At 34.8% G+C, this 16,422-nt stretch carries 15 protein-coding genes; 7 read left to right on the forward strand and 8 right to left on the reverse strand.

From position 1 onward, the window contains the following. The first annotated feature begins 127 nt into the window (after positions 1-127). Positions 128-1,495 carry an MATE family efflux transporter gene (locus tag FD26_RS00645; protein ID WP_057866522.1) on the forward strand — a complete coding sequence of 456 codons (1,368 nt, stop codon included), beginning with the start codon at positions 128-130 and terminating at the stop codon, positions 1,493-1,495. A 64-nt stretch (positions 1,496-1,559) separates the two neighbouring features. Here the strand turns inward: FD26_RS00645 and FD26_RS00650 are convergent, their stop codons facing one another. Then, on the reverse strand, positions 1,560-2,597 hold the full coding sequence (locus FD26_RS00650; RefSeq protein WP_057866523.1) for an alpha/beta hydrolase fold domain-containing protein: 1,038 nt from the start codon (positions 2,595-2,597) through the stop codon (positions 1,560-1,562). Between the two features lie 135 nt (positions 2,598-2,732). On the opposite strand from FD26_RS00650, the gene FD26_RS00655 reads away from it, so the two are divergent. The 4 genes from FD26_RS00655 to FD26_RS00670 all read left to right on the forward strand — a co-directional run bounded on the left by FD26_RS00655 (position 2,733) and on the right by FD26_RS00670 (position 6,242). Continuing rightward, complete coding sequence (locus FD26_RS00655) at positions 2,733-3,710, forward strand: ROK family protein (RefSeq protein WP_057866524.1); 978 nt, start codon at positions 2,733-2,735, stop codon at positions 3,708-3,710. Between the two features lie 66 nt (positions 3,711-3,776). Next, a complete protein-coding gene (locus FD26_RS00660) occupies positions 3,777-4,583 on the forward strand; it encodes a Cof-type HAD-IIB family hydrolase (RefSeq protein ID WP_057866525.1) in 807 nt (268 codons plus the stop codon). A gap of 56 nt (positions 4,584-4,639) precedes the next feature. Further along, the gene (locus FD26_RS00665) at positions 4,640-5,425 is read left to right on the forward strand and encodes an AraC family transcriptional regulator (RefSeq protein WP_057866526.1); all 786 of its coding nucleotides are present in this window, start codon (positions 4,640-4,642) and stop codon (positions 5,423-5,425) included. Between the two features lie 22 nt (positions 5,426-5,447). Then, complete coding sequence (locus FD26_RS00670) at positions 5,448-6,242, forward strand: Cof-type HAD-IIB family hydrolase (protein WP_057866527.1); 795 nt, start codon at positions 5,448-5,450, stop codon at positions 6,240-6,242. A gap of 541 nt (positions 6,243-6,783) precedes the next feature. Here the strand turns inward: FD26_RS00670 and FD26_RS00675 are convergent. Further along, complete coding sequence (locus tag FD26_RS00675; RefSeq protein WP_057866528.1) at positions 6,784-7,392, reverse strand: sugar O-acetyltransferase; 609 nt, start codon at positions 7,390-7,392, stop codon at positions 6,784-6,786. A gap of 235 nt (positions 7,393-7,627) precedes the next feature. On the opposite strand from FD26_RS00675, the gene FD26_RS00680 reads away from it, so the two are divergent. Beyond that, on the forward strand, positions 7,628-8,347 hold the full coding sequence (locus tag FD26_RS00680) for an MIP/aquaporin family protein (protein WP_057866529.1): 720 nt from the start codon (positions 7,628-7,630) through the stop codon (positions 8,345-8,347). A 92-nt stretch (positions 8,348-8,439) separates the two neighbouring features. Here FD26_RS00680 and dhaM read toward each other — a convergent pair whose 3' ends face one another. The 6 genes from dhaM to FD26_RS00710 form a co-directional block, all read right to left on the reverse strand. Continuing rightward, positions 8,440-8,808 (reverse strand): dihydroxyacetone kinase phosphoryl donor subunit DhaM, encoded by a 369-nt coding sequence (gene dhaM, locus FD26_RS00685; RefSeq protein WP_057866530.1) that lies wholly within the window; start codon positions 8,806-8,808, stop codon positions 8,440-8,442. A gap of 2 nt (positions 8,809-8,810) precedes the next feature. Then, the gene (gene dhaL / locus FD26_RS00690; protein ID WP_057866531.1) at positions 8,811-9,398 is read right to left on the reverse strand and encodes a dihydroxyacetone kinase subunit DhaL; all 588 of its coding nucleotides are present in this window, start codon (positions 9,396-9,398) and stop codon (positions 8,811-8,813) included. A 13-nt stretch (positions 9,399-9,411) separates the two neighbouring features. Continuing rightward, positions 9,412-10,404, reverse strand: coding sequence for a dihydroxyacetone kinase subunit DhaK (gene dhaK, locus FD26_RS00695; RefSeq protein ID WP_057866532.1), 993 nt, complete (start codon positions 10,402-10,404; stop codon positions 9,412-9,414). Positions 10,405-10,583: 179 nt separating this feature from the next. Then, on the reverse strand, positions 10,584-11,948 hold the full coding sequence (locus tag FD26_RS00700) for an NCS2 family permease (protein WP_371862022.1): 1,365 nt from the start codon (positions 11,946-11,948) through the stop codon (positions 10,584-10,586). Between the two features lie 255 nt (positions 11,949-12,203). Next, a complete protein-coding gene (locus tag FD26_RS00705) occupies positions 12,204-14,303 on the reverse strand; it encodes an AAA family ATPase (RefSeq protein ID WP_057866534.1) in 2,100 nt (699 codons plus the stop codon). A gap of 16 nt (positions 14,304-14,319) precedes the next feature. Continuing rightward, positions 14,320-14,541 (reverse strand): hypothetical protein, encoded by a 222-nt coding sequence (locus tag FD26_RS00710; protein WP_057866535.1) that lies wholly within the window; start codon positions 14,539-14,541, stop codon positions 14,320-14,322. Between the two features lie 146 nt (positions 14,542-14,687). On the opposite strand from FD26_RS00710, the gene FD26_RS00715 reads away from it, so the two are divergent. Next, positions 14,688-16,406 (forward strand): DUF6792 domain-containing protein, encoded by a 1,719-nt coding sequence (locus tag FD26_RS00715; protein ID WP_057866536.1) that lies wholly within the window; start codon positions 14,688-14,690, stop codon positions 16,404-16,406. Positions 16,407-16,422 lie beyond the last annotated feature (16 nt).

Consider the following 16,422-nt stretch of genomic DNA (forward strand, 5'->3'; position numbering starts at 1 on the left):
GCGTTCGGATTAATTTTACAATCTACCTATCATTTAAAAAAAATGAATTTTTTCACAGCTTTTTAATCGATAAAAAATTTAAAAATGCTAAAATAGTCGTAATATTTGTAAAGGGGAACTTAGACATATGATAGATTTAACACGCGGAAGACCAATGAAAGTCATATTTCTGTATACGATTCCTTTACTGCTGGGTAATTTTTTCCAACAATTCTACAGTTTTATTGATACATTAATTGTGGGGAAAACAATCAGTGTCAATGCTTTAGCTAGCGTTGGGGCAACTGGTGGCTTAACAGGATTAGTTATCGGTTTTGCTCAGGGGATGACCAGTGGTTTAACTATTCTAACAGCTCAAAAGCATGGAGCTAACGACGAGCGAGGTGTACGTAAAAGCTTTGCATCAGGGATTATAATTTCTGTATTCATCGCGGTTATCTTCACCGCCTTAGCTTTAATCTTTGCCTATCCATTACTAGTTGCTATGCAAACTCCAAAAGTGTTGATTCATGATTCATTTATCTTTTTGGAAATTATCTTTGCAGGAATATTTTCTTTTGTAGGTTTTGATTTTTTAGGTAATACTATGCGGGCTCTCGGAGATTCCCGAGTTCCACTATTTTTCTTGATTGTCAGTACCATTCTAAATATTGTTTTAGAGTTAATCTTCATACTTTACTTACACATGGGTGTTGCCGGTGCAGCTATTGCCACGATTGTGGCTCAGACAATTACTTTCGTGATTTTATATTTTTATATTCGCAAACACATTTCTTATCTAATCCTAACTAAAAAAGACTTTAAGATTGATATGGCTGAAATTAAAGAACTCCTTAAAATTAGTTTGCCAATGGGATTTCAATCTTCGATTATTGCGATTGGTTCAATTATTCTTCAAGTAATGCTCAATACCTTAGGCGCCGATGCTGTGGCTGCTTACACGGTAGCTGGAAGGGTTGAACAAATTGCTACGCTTCCTGCCTTTAGTTTTGGATTAGCATTAGTAAATTACACTGCTCAAAATTTAGGTGCAAAAAAATTCAAGCGAATTCTTAATGGCGTCAAGTCGGGAATTATTATTTCCGTTACTTCTAGTTTAATTATCGGTTTCTTTTTAATTCTCTTTGGACGCAATATCTCCCATCTATTTATGAATGGTAGCCAGACTAGAGTTTTAGATTTAGTTCAAATTTACTATTACTTTAATGGTTCTAGTTACTTTATTTTGTCTATTCTATTTATTGTTAGATATACCTTACAAGGCTTGGGCAATCAAAAGGCTCCAACAATTGCTGGAATTGCTGAATTATTAATGCGAGTCTTTGCTGGAATTGTTTTAATCCGTCTCTTTGGATTCTACGGTGCTGCTATGGCCAATCCATTAGCTTGGACTGGTTCTGTATTAGTCCTCATCAGCACTTGGAACATGGAAATCAAGAAACTCAGAAATTTAAATAACGTTTTAAATCATGATGACCCTACCGAAAATATTTAATCTTAAATTTCAAAAGGGAACACTAAATCCAAAATATCATTGGATCAGTGTTCCCTTTTTATTGTTAATTTAAAAATGCCACACATTCATTAAGTGAATCTTCAACTGCAGGTATTTGTCCCACATAATTCAAAAATGCATGAGCTAGACCACCATAACGAATATATTTAACTTTTCCACCTACCAAGCCAATCTTTTGAACAAAAGCCTCATCTTGTAATCGGAACGGATCAAATTCTCCGGTCATTACCAAAGTTTCTTTAAAGGTTGTCAAATCTGCATAAAGTGGTGAAAGGATTGGCGCTGATAAATTCATTTTTTGATGATCAGTATAATAATTAGTCATAATCGTATCTAATTGTTTAAATTGCGTATAATTATTATGCAATGCTCGTCTTTGTGTCTTATTAATTGCTATCAAATTATCATCCCATAATTCACTACTATGATCTGATCCATGAACTACAGTCGGATAAAATAATATATGTTTATTAATTTCAGCAACTCCCATTAGACGACACAATTGACTAACTCCCAAAGCAATCGCAGCTCCGGCTGAATCCCCAGCTAAGGAAATTTGTTGATAGTTTTTTTGAGCTGCTACAACAACTGACAAGCAATCTTCTATACCTGAAGGATAAGGATTTTCTGGAGCTATTCCATAATCAACGCTGTAAATAACACCATTGAATTTAGTAGCTAGCATCGTTAAAAAAGGCAACGTATCTTCTGGCGTACCTCCATAATAAGCCCCACCATGAACACAAATCAGAACTTTTGAAGCTGTCACATCTTCACGTCTAATCTTTAAATAGCGAACCTTTCGCCCAAGTGTCTCAGCAAATTCATTGGTAATTTTAATATTCTGATATTGAGATTGAAGCATGTCATCATGATTATTGCCATCTCGTAGTTTTGTTAAAACGTTCGGCAAATTGGGATCATCTGGGAGTGTTTTTAAATGGTCATAAATTAAAGGTTCATAAGAATGCTTATCTATTCTATCTTTTATTACCATTTCTACATCCCGCAAGTGGGAAACATCTACAGGCTTTATTTGATTTAATCGTTTCAATTCTACGTTATAATCACTATTAATCATCTTTATCACCATCCCTTAGCTTATTAAACTTCTTATCATTAATATTATACATTTTGTTTAAACATATTTTAAATTGAGTTAGACTAACTTTTATTATTTATTTTGACCTAAAACAATCCCTAAGGAGGACTCATTTTGACAACCAATAGCCACTTGTCCGCTCGCCAACAAAATTTAAAGAGAATTCTTAGTTTACTTGATGAAAATGACGAATTATCTGCGAAAGATCTTTCCAATTTGACGGGTTTGAGCATTGTTAGTATCAACAAATTAATTGATGTACTCTCTTCCCACACCCCAATTATTGCAACTAATTTTATTAATACGCGCGGTCGACGAGCCAAAACTTATCATTTAAATTACCAAGCCTATAAACTTGGAATTGTTGAATTAATGGAGAATCATAAGCAAGTTCAGGCTACATTCTTCTTTACTGATCTCACCGGAAAAATTCAATCACCCCAATATAGCAATTCTAAAATCAGTTCGATTGACCAATTAATCGCTTTTATCAAGCAAGCAACTAAAAATCAGCGTCCTCAAAAAATTATCGTCGGTGTCCCTGGAGCTGAAATCAATGGCTATTTACAAATAAGCGATGTTGAATCATTGCGTGGAATTAATTTATCTGCAACCATTCAAAAAAACACCGGTATTGAAACCATTATCGTTAACGATGCTAATGCAGCAACATTTGGCGCCGCAATTGATCTAAAGGAAAGTCAGAATATTTCTGTAGGTTTATATTTTCCTAATGATGCCGGACCAGGCGTGGGAATTGTTATCAACAATCATTTGATTAACGGAGCCGATGGTCTGGCCGGTGAAGTCGAGTATGGAACCATTGATGAACATCAGGATATTACTCGTCAAATCATTCAATATGTGCAAAACATTATCAGCTTTTTAAATCCTCACTTAATTGTAATTTACATTGAAAGATTGTCTTTAACTAACTTACAAACTAAACAAATAGAGGAAACCATTAAAAATAACCTTCCCTTACACAAAAAATATCGCTTAGATTTTAGTCGTAGCTTTGAAAAAGATTATCTAAAAGGACTCGCAACGATTGGTCGAAAAAATATTCTACAAAATCTGGTTATCATTTGAAAGCGTTTTATCCATTTGGTACAATATCCCTACCTTAATTAACTAAGTTTAAAAAGGAAGTAATTTATGATTAAACTAATTGCAATCGATATCGATGATACCCTTTTGAATACTGAGCACAAAATAACTACCAAAACAAAACAAGCGCTAAAAAAAGCTCTTGATCAGGGCATCAAAATTGTTCTTTGTTCAGGTAGACCCTTAGCTGGAGTCAGTCCTTATTTAAAAGAATTGGGAATCAGTGGCGATGATCAATATGTAATTACCTATAATGGTGGTTTGGTAGAAACTGTTTCTGGGAAAATTCTTTCGCGTGAAATTCTCAATAACGCAGATTTTCGACGAATCGTTAAATATGTGACTGCTAACAAAATGCAGTACTACGTTCTTGATGACCAAAGCAACGTCTATACATCTGATCATAATGTGAATCGAATTGCCGTAGTTCAAGCTTGGGAAAACAGCGCTGGAATTTTTATAAGGACTCCTGATGAATTAGACAGCAATTTTGAAATAACTAAAGCAGCTATCGTTGGTGAAAAGGAAACCTTAGATCAATATGAACAACCAGTAAAAAATGAATTTTCTAAAGATTATTACGTAGTTCGAGCCGCCGATAATTTTCTAGAAATTATGCACCAAAATGTTAATAAAGGCGTTGGACTTAAAAAGTTAGCTGAATTCTTAGGACTACAGGCCAACGAAGTTATGGCTATCGGTGATGAACAAAATGACATTCCGATGTTTGATTTTGCTAAAACTGCTGTTGCTATGGGTAACGGTTCCCCCAAAGCCAAAGCTCACGCTTCGTATATAACTACTACTAACGACGAAGATGGTATCGCTAAAGCTTTGGAGAAATTAGTCTTTTAATGACTATTAAACATGAAATAGTTCAGTTAAATTCCTGACTGCCTTTTAAATATTATTTGCATAATCAAAATTCATCAAAAACAGTTGCTCCTCATTGGCATCAAAGTATAGAATTAGGTTTTCTAGTCTCAGATAATCAATTGACTTTTCGAGATAATAACGTTACTTATCATTTTAAAAAAGGTGATATTTGGATCGTTAATTCTCGGAATGTTCATGCTTCATGTCTCGATACAACCGAATCATTATTTGAATTTTGTCTAATTATTGATTATGGCTTTCTCAAAAAAGCCTACCCTGAATTTGATCAGATAAAGTTCAATCTTCATGGTAAACCTGAATCAATTAAGCAATTAATTGCTTACCAAGCTATTGAGAAAAACCTACGCGTGATGATACAACTGTTGCAAGGTCAAAAAAATCCCAGCACTAAATTAGCTTTAACTGGACAAACATACTTACTATTGGCCAGCCTAATTGAAAACTTTTCTTGTCAGAATTCTGACTACCAAAATCAAGTGAATGACAATTTAATTGATCGCGCATTGGAATTAATTAATAGTAATTACATGACAGATCTAAATGGTACTAACTTAGCAAAGCAGCTTAACACTTCGCTCACTACCCTGAATCAACAGTTTAATCAAGCAGTCCAAATGCCTATCAGCAAATATATTACAGTCATTCGACTTCTAAACGCTCAAAAGGAGTTGCTCAACTCTGATAATAATATTGATTTGATTGCAATTAACTGTGGCTTCTCTAGCACCAAATCTTTTGTAAGGAACTTCAAAAAATGGAAAGGAATAACTCCCTTCCACTATCGCAAAGTTTTTCATTAAAAATTGAAGAGGAATTTTACTTATGACAATTAAATTAGTTGCTACAGATATGGACGGTACTTTTTTGAATGATGACAAACACTTTGATAAGGAACGCTTCCAACGTGTCTACGATTATATGAACCAGAATGATATACGATTTGTTTCTGCCAGTGGCAATCAATATTATCAATTAAAAAGTTTCTTTAGCGATTTTCCTAAAACACTCTTTGTTGCTGAAAATGGTGCTTTAATCGGCAGTCATGAAAAAATCTACCAAACAGATTCTCTAGATAAAAATATTGTCAAAAAAACAATTGATGTCATTGAAAGTTTACCTGACGTTAATGCTGTTATGTGTGGTAAAAAATCAGCCTACATCCTTAATAGTTCTTCGCCAGAATTTTATCGCATCAGTAATTTTTATTTTCCTGAAATTCAAAGCGTAGATAGATTTGAAGATGTCGATGATGATGTTTTGAAATTCTCACTTGGTTGTCCTGATGATGAAACAGAGTTTTATATGGATAAACTAGCTACAATGATTGGTTCAGGCGTCTCGATCGTAACTAGTGGTCATGGTGACATTGATGTTATTAGAGCTGACGTCAACAAAGCTACCGGATTAGAATATCTTTCTCAGAAATTCAATATCAAGCCTGAAGAAATGTGTGCCTTTGGCGATGGTGGCAATGATTTAGAAATGTTAGATTATGTCGGTCACGGCGTTGCTATGAAGAATGCCACACCTATCGTTCATAAGACCGCCAATTTTGAAACGGTCGATAATAATCAACAAGGAGTTATCCAGCATTTAGAAGAACTCTTTAATCTCTAATGTTACTTATACTTGATTAAAGTGTAAGTATTCCGCCTTCCACAAAAATTGAAATTTGGCTGGAACGCTGTGGGCACGACTTGAAACTTATGCTACGCATAATTTCCAAGCTCGGCCTTATTCTAAGCAATAAATTGTCAAGAATAATCTCACAGCTGAGCCAATTTCAATTTTTGTTCCAGGCTAGTATTACTGTTATATGGTTTTTATTTTAAATATTTAAACACAAAAAAAGCTAATGACTTTTTATAGTATAGTCATTAGCTCTTTTTTTAGATTTAACTTTTATCATTACTACAAATTTGAAGGTTAATAATATCAACCAATAAACTAATCTGGAACGGAGCTAGGATGGTCTCAGTAGTGATATTTATCTTAGTGTGGTACACACTTAGATAAAGGTGGAGCTTGAAGACTGTTGGCAAAGCCAAGAGGCTCCAAGTCCGGCCACTACGTTCCAGACCATTCCTAGCGCAGTGGAAGATGGAATCCTTCGATACTTACACTTTAATCAAAATTAAGTGAAAATCATATTGATTCCTTACTCTTTAAAATACTTTTCTTTTTCTAATTCCCAATATTTCTTATCATCTGAATTTATCTGTCGCAAGACATGGCAAGGATTCCCTACTGCTATAACATTATCAGGTATATCCTTAGTAATAATTGAACCAGAACCGATTACAACATTGCTACCAATAGTTACACCAGGATTTACAACCACATTGCCGCCAATCCAAACATTATCGCCAATTGCTATAGGCTTGCCATACTCATAACCTTCATTACGAATAATGGCATCAATCGGGTGACCTGCCGTATACAAACCTACTCGTGGTCCGAACAAAACATTATTTCCAATTTTAACATTGGCTATATCTAAAATAATACATTCATAATTAGTATAAAAATTATCTCCAACCTCAGTATTGCCACCATAATCAATATAAAATGGTGGCTCTAAATGAATTCCTTTGCCAGTTTTTTTTAATAATTTTTCTGCCAAACGTTGGCGCTCTTCTTTTTGGTCCTCAGTTGTATGATTATAAAGTCTAACTAATTTCTTCGCCCTTTTAAAATCTTTTCTCAATTCGGGATCATGAGCAATATATAAATCGCCAGCTAGCATTTTTTCTTTTTCAGTTCGCATAATTTACCTCACGCTTTTAAGGATAACAATTTTTCATGGGATAAATGCCTATTTTAAAAAGCACTTGAACCCATAATTAAAAGTTTTTTCTCTATTTCCAATTTACCTATGAATTCTTATCATACATTCTATAATATATTATCAATATTTAAAAACTCTATTTCATGGTATTATTCTCTGCACCTAAGTATAATATTGTTTGTAAGCGTAGTCACTTTAAATTGGAGGAATGCTTATGCACGATAGTCTAATGCTACAATTAATCGGTGAATTCATCGGGACGTTTGTTTTAATTCTACTCGGTGATGGCGTTGTTGCCGCCGTAAGTCTAAAAAAATCTAAAGCTGAAGGAGCTGGTTGGATTGCCATTGCCTTTGGTTGGGGCTTAGCCGTTACGTTGGGTGTTTATTGCTCAGTCTTTCTAAGTCCAGCACATTTAAATCCAGCTGTTACCTTAGGTATGGCCATTGCTGGAGTTTTCCCATGGTCCTCTGTTATTCCTTACATGATTGCTCAAACCCTTGGAGGTATTGTCGGAGCGATTGTTGTTTGGATCAATTACTACCCACATTGGGAAGTTACTGATGATCCTAAAGCCATTCTAGGAGTTTTCGCAACTGGACCTGCTATTAGAAATTATCTATTTAACTTTCTTAGTGAATTTATCGGGACATTTGTCCTAGTATTTGCTCTATTAGCATTTACACGTGGAAAATTTACTCAAGGGCTTAATCCTATTGTTGTAGGTCTTTTGATCACTGCAATTGGTTTCTCACTTGGTGGAACGACTGGATATGCTATTAATCCAGCCCGGGACTTAGGTCCAAGAATTGCTCATCAAATCTTACCTATCGCTAACAAAGGCGATTCCGACTGGTCATACAGTTGGGTTCCTATTTTAGGACCTCTAGCTGGTGGTGCCGTTGGAGCTATGCTTTATCTATTAATTCCATAATTATTTGCGCAAAAAACAAGCACAGTAACTATCCTAAATGGTTACCGTGCTTGTTTTTATTGTTTGAAATTTAAATAAATTTTACTTTCTATTTATTTGATTTTTAAAGGTTTTAAATTATTTTCAATTACTTCTAATGGCGTTTCAACTTGAGCCAAAGTAGCGGCTGTATAAGCTCCTTCAACCAAAGCTACATTATATTCATGAATTTTTCGATCGGTCATTTCCATCAGCATTTCTAAATTCATTTTAGAACTTCCTAGGTCATAAAAGGCTAAAATTTCATCGCCAGTATTATCGTCTACTGCCTTTTGAATTTTCTCTAAAGATGAACCGATTCCATCATCTTCAGTACCACCAGCAGTTGTAATTGACAAATCTGGTGCTGCTTGTGAAATTAAATCCTTGACCCCTGCTGCGATCTTTGCTGAATGGGAAACAATTACTATTCCATATTTCATAATTATTCTCCTATCACTTCAATTAATGATTCAAATAAGTAAGCACTAGATTGAGCACCCGGATCAATATGACCTTTAGATTTTTCCTCTAAATAACTGGCCCGTCCTTTGGTAGCAACTAATTCTTTAACATTATTTAAAGCAGCGTCGATAACTTGTTGGTTCAATTTATTAGCTTTCAAAGCCTCTGTTACTGGTTGCCAAATATCGATCATCGTTTTCATTCCTACATCTGACTGACCACGACGTTTAATACCATCAGTTCCAATCTGAATCAAATCACTTAATTCTAAATTATCCTCTTTGACAGCTTTGGACATATCCAAAAAAGCTGTTCCATAAAGCGGACCAGAAGCTCCACCAACTTTTTGAATCATCGCAAAGGCAGTTGTTTTATATAAATCAGTCAAATTTTCAGGCTCTTTTTTACCTAACGCCTCTGTTACAGCCTGAGCACCGCGATCCATATTAGTTCCATGATCGCCATCACCAATAGCCGTATCTAATTCATTTAATTCTGACTTATTAGCCTCTAACTTTTCGACGAATAAATTAATCCATTTTTTAGCATCTGTTAATTCTAATTTCATAAAATCTCCCTCTCTACCAAGCAATAGTTGTGACTGGTTCCTTTAGATATTTAATCCAACTCTCATCAGCCTTCATAATTGTCAAAGATATACCTTGCATATCTAGCGATGTAACTAAATTTCCGACCTTACTAAATTGAACTGACACTTTTTTATCGTTTAATTCATTTAAAACATCGTTAGCAAAAATGTATTGTTCTATTAAAGGAGTTCCGCCCATACCATTTACTAAAATAGCAAAAGCACCTGATTTATCATTAAACTCATCGATAATTTTTTCAATCAATTCATGAGCTAATTCCTTTGATGGTTTGATTTTTTCAACTGCATAGCCACGCTCATTGTGAATACCAATTCCATATTCAATTTCATCGTCTCCTAATTCAAATCCTGGGTGTCCAACTGCTGGAACAGTGGCAGCGTGTAAAGCTATTCCAATTGTTTTCGTATTATCAATCACCCTTTGACCTAAATCTGCTAAATCGCTCAAAGACATTCCTGCACGAGCAGCAGCTCCGACAATTTTTTCTACGAGAGCAGTTCCGGCTACACCACGTTTCCCTTGGGTAAACTCACTGTTTTTTACTGAAATATCATCATCAACTATAACTGATTTAATTTCGATATCATCAGCTTCAGCCATTTCTTTAGCCATGTCAAAATTCATAACATCGCCTGAATAATTTTTAACAATTAATAAGACACCTTGACCTTGATCAACTGCTTTAATAGCTTCGTAAATTTGGTCAGGAGTTGGTGAAGTAAAAACTTCTCCAGCCACAGCAGCACTAAGCATACCATCGCCTACATAACCGGCATGCAACGGTTCGTGACCACTACCACCACCAGAAACAATTCCAACCTGTTTAGTTTCTTTAAACTTAGCATCATTTCGAACAACCGCAGTAGTACCCTCAATCTGCTTAACTAAATTCGAATTAGTTTTAACAAGTCCTGAAATCATTTCAGGCACAATATCCTCAACGTTATTAATAATTTTTTTCATGGTTGCCTCCTTGTTTACGCTTACAAAAATTATTATACTTCTTTTAGGTAAATCATGATATTTATTTGACGAGGGTGAAAATATAAAAATAGCTAATGACTTTTTATAGTGTAGTCATTAGCTATTTTTATATAGGTTTAAATTTAATTATTACAGCAATTTTAAAACCAACAATAGTTTTAAGCCAAACTAGCTTTTGGCAAAATATTGATAATATAAAGTAAGATTACGAAAACAACGAACAATCCATACATAATTGGATTTATTTCTTTTCTCTTACCTGCTGCGAGCATTGTAATTGGATATACTAAAAATCCAAAGGCAATACCGTATGAAATATTATAAGTTAGTGGCATACCAACAATCGTTAAGAATGCTGGCAGCGCAATTTCAAATCTATCCCATTGAATTCCACGCATTGATTGAGCCATTAATGTACCAACGATGATTAGTACTGGCGCCGTTACATTACTTGTAACGACTGATAACAATGGTGAGAAGAACATCGATAGTGCAAACAAAACGCCGACAGTAATTGAAGTCAAACCAGTTCTACCGCCCACAGCAATACCAGCTGATGATTCAACGTACGCTGTTGGAGGAGTAGTTCCGAAAACTGAACCACTAACCATTGAGATTGAATCAGCCATCAAAGCACGTCCAATTCTTGGCATCTTTCCTTCTGAATCTTGCATAACATCGACTTGTTCAGCTAAACCAATCAATGTACCGGCTGTATCAAAGAAAGCTACCAATAAGAAGATAATCACAACTGCCCAAAGTTGAGGTTCTTTAATATCAGTAATATGAGCTACACCCACACCAAAAGTTGGTTTCAAACTTGGAATTGCTGAAACAATATGAGCTGGAGCTGGAATTAACTTTGTTACCAGACCAACAACAGTTGTAAAGACCATTCCGATAAAAATGGCACCGGGAATCTTTCGAGCCATTAAAATGGCTGTTACTAACAGACCAACAATTGTTAACCAAGTCGTTGGAACTGTAAAAGAACCAATTGCAACTAGAGATGATTTGCTAGCCGTTATCAGACCCCCACCTTGTAAACCAACAAAGGCAATAAAAATACCTAGTCCTGATGCAACTGCTAACTTCAAATCTTTCGGAATCGCATTAATTACGACTTCACGTAGTTTCATTAAAGAAATTACTAAGAAAATCAAACTGGCAACAAAAACACCAGCCATTGCTGTTTGCCAAGGAATTCCCATGGCAATAACTACTGAATAACTAAAAAAGGCGTTATCCCCTAAACCTGGTGCAATCGCAATTGGATAATTTGCTAAAACACCCATTAACACTGATCCAACCACTGCAGTCAAGGCAGTAGCTGTAAACAGTGAGCCTTTGTTCATTCCTGAGTCTCCCAAGACTTGCGGATTAACGAACAAAATATAAGCCATTGAAACAAATGTCGTTAAACCTGCTAAGATCTCACGTCTAACATTTGTTTTGGCTTCTTCTAGATGAAATAAACGCTCAATTAAGCTTAAATTTCCTCTATTATCTAATGAATTCACTATAAACGCCCCTTAAAAAATAATCTCTTTAGAACTTCTATAGTATTGCAGATTATTCGTGTTTTTGCAAGGAAAATAGAAACATTTATATGTCCGTTCTGTAAATTGTTCGTATTTAAGTATAAATTAACTAATAATACTTCAAATCAAATCTATATCATAATAGGTATCATCACTAAAGTTCGTGTTTTGCTCCACATTCTATATAAATTTAAGCAAAAAAAATTCCCGATTAAAATTCAATCAGGAATTTTTTTATTATTTAGCTGTTACAGTTGATTTTTCAGAGATCTTAATCGTTCCATCAACTAAATCAGCTTTTAAGTTTTTAGCATTAATATGGTCGAGATAAAATTCAGCAACTTTATCTCTAATTTGTTGTTCAATAACTCGACGCAATGGTCTTGCTCCCATAGCTTCATCGTAACCTTCATCAATCAACCACTCTTTAGCTTCCGGAGTAATTTCCAAACTAATACTCTTTTTAGCTAAGTTAGCATTCACATCGTCAATCATCAAATCAACAATTTGATTCAAGTCTTTCTTAGATAGATGAGTAAATTCAACGATTCCGTTAAATCTATTCAAGAATTCAGGTTTAAAGTAAGGAGCTAATTTATCCATTAACTTCTCATCCTTGTCTACCTTGTCACTGAAACCGGCATTTGATGTAGCAATGATAATTGTATTCTTGAAATCAACTACATTTCCTTGACCATCAGTCAAACGACCGTCATCCATAACTTGAAGTAACAAAGTTAACACTTGAGGGTTAGCTTTTTCAATTTCATCCAACAAAACGATGGAATATGGATTACGACGAACTTTTTCAGTCAAAGTATTGCCGTTATCTTCGTAGCCTACGTATCCAGCTGAAGTACCGATTAACTTAGAAACGGCTGTTAAATCCGAATATTCACTCATATCCAAACGAACAATGGCGTCTTTTCTACCAAACATATCTTTAGCTAATTGTTTAACTAATTCTGTTTTACCGACACCAGTAGGACCTACGAATAAGAAACTACCGATAGGACGATTGCCATCATCAAAACCAGCACGATTACGACGGATGGCTCTTACCACCATATCAACAGCCTCGTCTTGACCGATAACCTTGTTCTTCAATCTCTTACCCATGTCCTTCAAACGTTCAATATCACTGGCTCCCATTTGTGAAACAGGTACCCCAGTTAATCTTTGAACAGATTCAGCAATATCATTGATTGTAGCCTTAGGTTCATCCGTCTGCTTATCACCCTTATCCAATTGAGCTTGGATAGATTCGATTTGTTTCTTCAAACTAGCAGCTTTTTCATAGTCTTCTTTTTTGGCTGCTGCTGCTTTATCTTTTTGAGCTTGTTTCAAATCCTTTTCCAAACTTACTTTGTCTGTAACTGGATTTTTAGCAGCCAAATGTGCAGCCGTCATATCAATTAAATCGATTGCCTTGTCAGGTAAGGATCTTTGAGGAATATATTGAACTGAATAATCTACGGCAGCCTTTAAAACATCGTCAGGTAGTTCAACATGATGATGATTCTCATATGCTTTACGCAACCCCTTCAAAATAGCTAAAGTTGCTTCCTTACTTGGTTCATTGATCGTAACATCATTGAAACGTCTTGCTAACGCAGCGTCTTTCATAATTGTATTACGATACTCATCCTGTGTGGTTGCACCAATAATTGAAATTTCACCACGACTCAAAGCTGGTTTGATAATATCAGCCAAACCTTTACTACCAGAATCTGAACCAGATGATCCAGCACCAATAATTTGGTGAATCTCATCAAAGAACAAAACTACATTGCCGGCTTTTTTAACTTCATCGAGTAACTTCTGAATATTTTCTTCAAAAGAACCACGATATTGCGTACCAGCTTCAAGTGATGATAAGTCAATTGAAACAATTTGTTTATCCTTAATAGCTTCAGGTACATTGCCCTTCACAATTGCTTGAGCTAATCCTTCAACTACTGCAGTCTTACCAACACCAGCATCACCGACAAGAATTGGATTGTTTTTAGTTCTCCGGCTTAAAACTTCAGCCGTTTCTTGAATCTCTTTATCACGGCCAATAACTGGATCAAGTAAGCCATCTTTAGCCTCTTGAGTTAAGTTACGACCTAGTTTCTCTAAAATAGTACCATTTTTTTGTTTAGTGCTATCGCTAACCGGAATATTCTTTCCGGCCGTTCTAGCTTCTTGATATTTTGCTAATTCTTCTGGAGTCAACTCATGACCATTCACATAATACTTAGCTTGCGAATTACCATCCTGTTGACTCATAAATCTATTAAATATATCGTCCATATTGTTGTTAAATGGATCTTCATCCCAAAATGATCTTGCCATATAATTTAAAGCCTCCTCACTTTAGATAACGCAACTCCAATTCACGCAGAACTCTCCACATTTCTGTATCCTGCGCTTTGGCAATTGCCTCTATATCGCGCAAATTGATAGATGTGGCGGAAGATTGTTTTTTGTTGAAAGATTTGTGCAGAGTCGTATAACCATACCCGCTTTTCTTTGCTATTACATAAATCGTTAATCCGTTGTCTTCCAAGTATGATTTGATATCTATTCTCATCTTTCTTCAACCTCCACATTTATAGTATAACACGTTTGTGATATATTACAAGTGTGAAGTAACACATTCGTGAACTATTTTAAAAGGTTCTCAATTCCTTATGTATCAACAATTTGTTAAAATAAGAGTAATTAAGAGGTGATTTAATGAAAGAATTATTAAGTACTTTGAACCGATTAAATCATGTATATGACCAATTAGATCTGCTTAATTTTAGAGCTCACAAAAACTTTCCTTTAACGTTCAACAAAAAGGATAGTAAAAAATTATTGCCCCAAAATAAGCGTCTCTCTTTCAGTTATTCATATTTAAATAAAGAAAAAAGACGATTAACTAATCTGATGCTAAACCAGATAATCGACTTAAAATTACCAGCTTTTTCTAAAAATAAATTAATCCATCCTCAATTGATCGATAAAGCCTTAAAACTCAAAAATATGGACCAAGAACATAGTAAAAAGAGATTTTCACGTCCTTCTAAAAATCGAAAGATCAATAAATTAAAACAATTGATTTCTCTAATTGAAGATGAAAATCTTAACCTCTGTCATGGGTATCTCAATCAAATTTACGTTATCCTGATGATTCACGATATCTTGCCTATAAATTTACGTGCAGAACGTTATCAAGCGGGCGAACTTTTACATAATAGTGAATTTAGAACTAAAATTTTACAATTCGACTACGATCGTTATTTATATCAAGAATTTGAACCAGAAAACTATCTAAAGTTTTTAATTTATTCTATGGTTCAAAGAATGCCTGACTACGTTAAATCTTATGATGCTCGTGAAATCCTGCCACAAGCTGCCAAATGTGGCTTTTCAGCTATTGCTTATGAGATTGCAATTGATGGCGTTAAAGAATGCTACATTACTTTCAAAGGCACTGAGGCTAATGTTGATAAAAAAATCCGTTCCAGAAGTAAAAGGTTTGAACAATCTATTCTTGAAACGTATAAAGATTGGGATTACAACGTTAATGCTATTTTAATTGGCAGTGATAAAAATCTTAGTCAAATACAAATGGCTCAGGATTTCGTCCGCTTTGTTGAAGATAGTATTGCCCCTAATACCCTAATCTATGGTATTGGTCACTCGTTAGGCGGCCATTTTGTCCAAACCCTACAACTGATGAACAATTCCTTTGATGCTGGTTATACGCTCAATTCAGCACCTATTAATTTGAAATTGGTTCAGCACCTGAAACCATCGTTATTCAGTTCTGATACCTGGGAAAAGCTCTTTAAATTAACCGATGACACTGACGGAACCAAATTTATTACACCCGAATTGCGTCGCCAAATTAATCAGCTTTTACCTCACGATTATTCTCAAATCATTAATGAAGCCTTTGAACAGGACATGACCCAAGTTTTCTATGAGTTGCCATTTACTATTTGGATTGGTCAAAAGTGGGAATATAATTTGAGTAATTGGAAATATCCTTTTAAGAATCATCCACGAGCATATTTAAACAGTGGAGAGATTCACTCTTATCAACATTTTTTTGAACAATTATTTGCTTACCTTTCAGATTCCAACAATAGTGCCCAAGTTATTCGTAATAGCATGAGTTTTATTAGATTGAGAACCAAATTATTGCATGATACAATTAACGATCCCAAAACTGCTAAGTATTTCTATGACTATTCTAATTATTTGTATCAATCTGGCATTTTTTACGATCAACCTCAAAAAATTAGCCAAGAATTCATTGAACAAAATAATTCTGTTCTAAAAGGATCGTTACGAGAATGGCCTTTTTTAAGAAGTATAAACACTGACATGTTAAGCTTAGCAACTTATTTCCACGTTATAGATGGTGCTAAGCACTTCTTAAATCGGACGCCACATAAATTATAATTAGTTAAGTAAGGAA

This window comes from Companilactobacillus crustorum JCM 15951 (genome assembly GCF_001434585.1).
In the GTDB taxonomy this organism is placed as follows: domain Bacteria; phylum Bacillota; class Bacilli; order Lactobacillales; family Lactobacillaceae; genus Companilactobacillus; species Companilactobacillus crustorum.

What these genes read in the sequence shown, in the direction of transcription:
- FD26_RS00645 (WP_057866522.1), top strand. Translation starts at nt 128, where the DNA reads ATGATAGATTTAACACGCGGAAGACCAATGAAAGTCATATTTCTGTAT.
- FD26_RS00650 (WP_057866523.1), bottom strand. Translation starts at nt 2,597, where the DNA reads ATGATTAATAGTGATTATAACGTAGAATTGAAACGATTAAATCAAATA.
- FD26_RS00660 (WP_057866525.1), top strand. Translation starts at nt 3,777, where the DNA reads ATGATTAAACTAATTGCAATCGATATCGATGATACCCTTTTGAATACT.
- FD26_RS00670 (WP_057866527.1), top strand. Translation starts at nt 5,448, where the DNA reads ATGACAATTAAATTAGTTGCTACAGATATGGACGGTACTTTTTTGAAT.
- FD26_RS00675 (WP_057866528.1), bottom strand. Translation starts at nt 7,392, where the DNA reads ATGCGAACTGAAAAAGAAAAAATGCTAGCTGGCGATTTATATATTGCT.
- FD26_RS00680 (WP_057866529.1), top strand. Translation starts at nt 7,628, where the DNA reads ATGCACGATAGTCTAATGCTACAATTAATCGGTGAATTCATCGGGACG.
- dhaM (WP_057866530.1), bottom strand. Translation starts at nt 8,808, where the DNA reads ATGAAATATGGAATAGTAATTGTTTCCCATTCAGCAAAGATCGCAGCA.
- dhaL (WP_057866531.1), bottom strand. Translation starts at nt 9,398, where the DNA reads ATGAAATTAGAATTAACAGATGCTAAAAAATGGATTAATTTATTCGTC.
- dhaK (WP_057866532.1), bottom strand. Translation starts at nt 10,404, where the DNA reads ATGAAAAAAATTATTAATAACGTTGAGGATATTGTGCCTGAAATGATT.
- FD26_RS00705 (WP_057866534.1), bottom strand. Translation starts at nt 14,303, where the DNA reads ATGGCAAGATCATTTTGGGATGAAGATCCATTTAACAACAATATGGAC.
- FD26_RS00710 (WP_057866535.1), bottom strand. Translation starts at nt 14,541, where the DNA reads ATGAGAATAGATATCAAATCATACTTGGAAGACAACGGATTAACGATT.
- FD26_RS00715 (WP_057866536.1), top strand. Translation starts at nt 14,688, where the DNA reads ATGAAAGAATTATTAAGTACTTTGAACCGATTAAATCATGTATATGAC.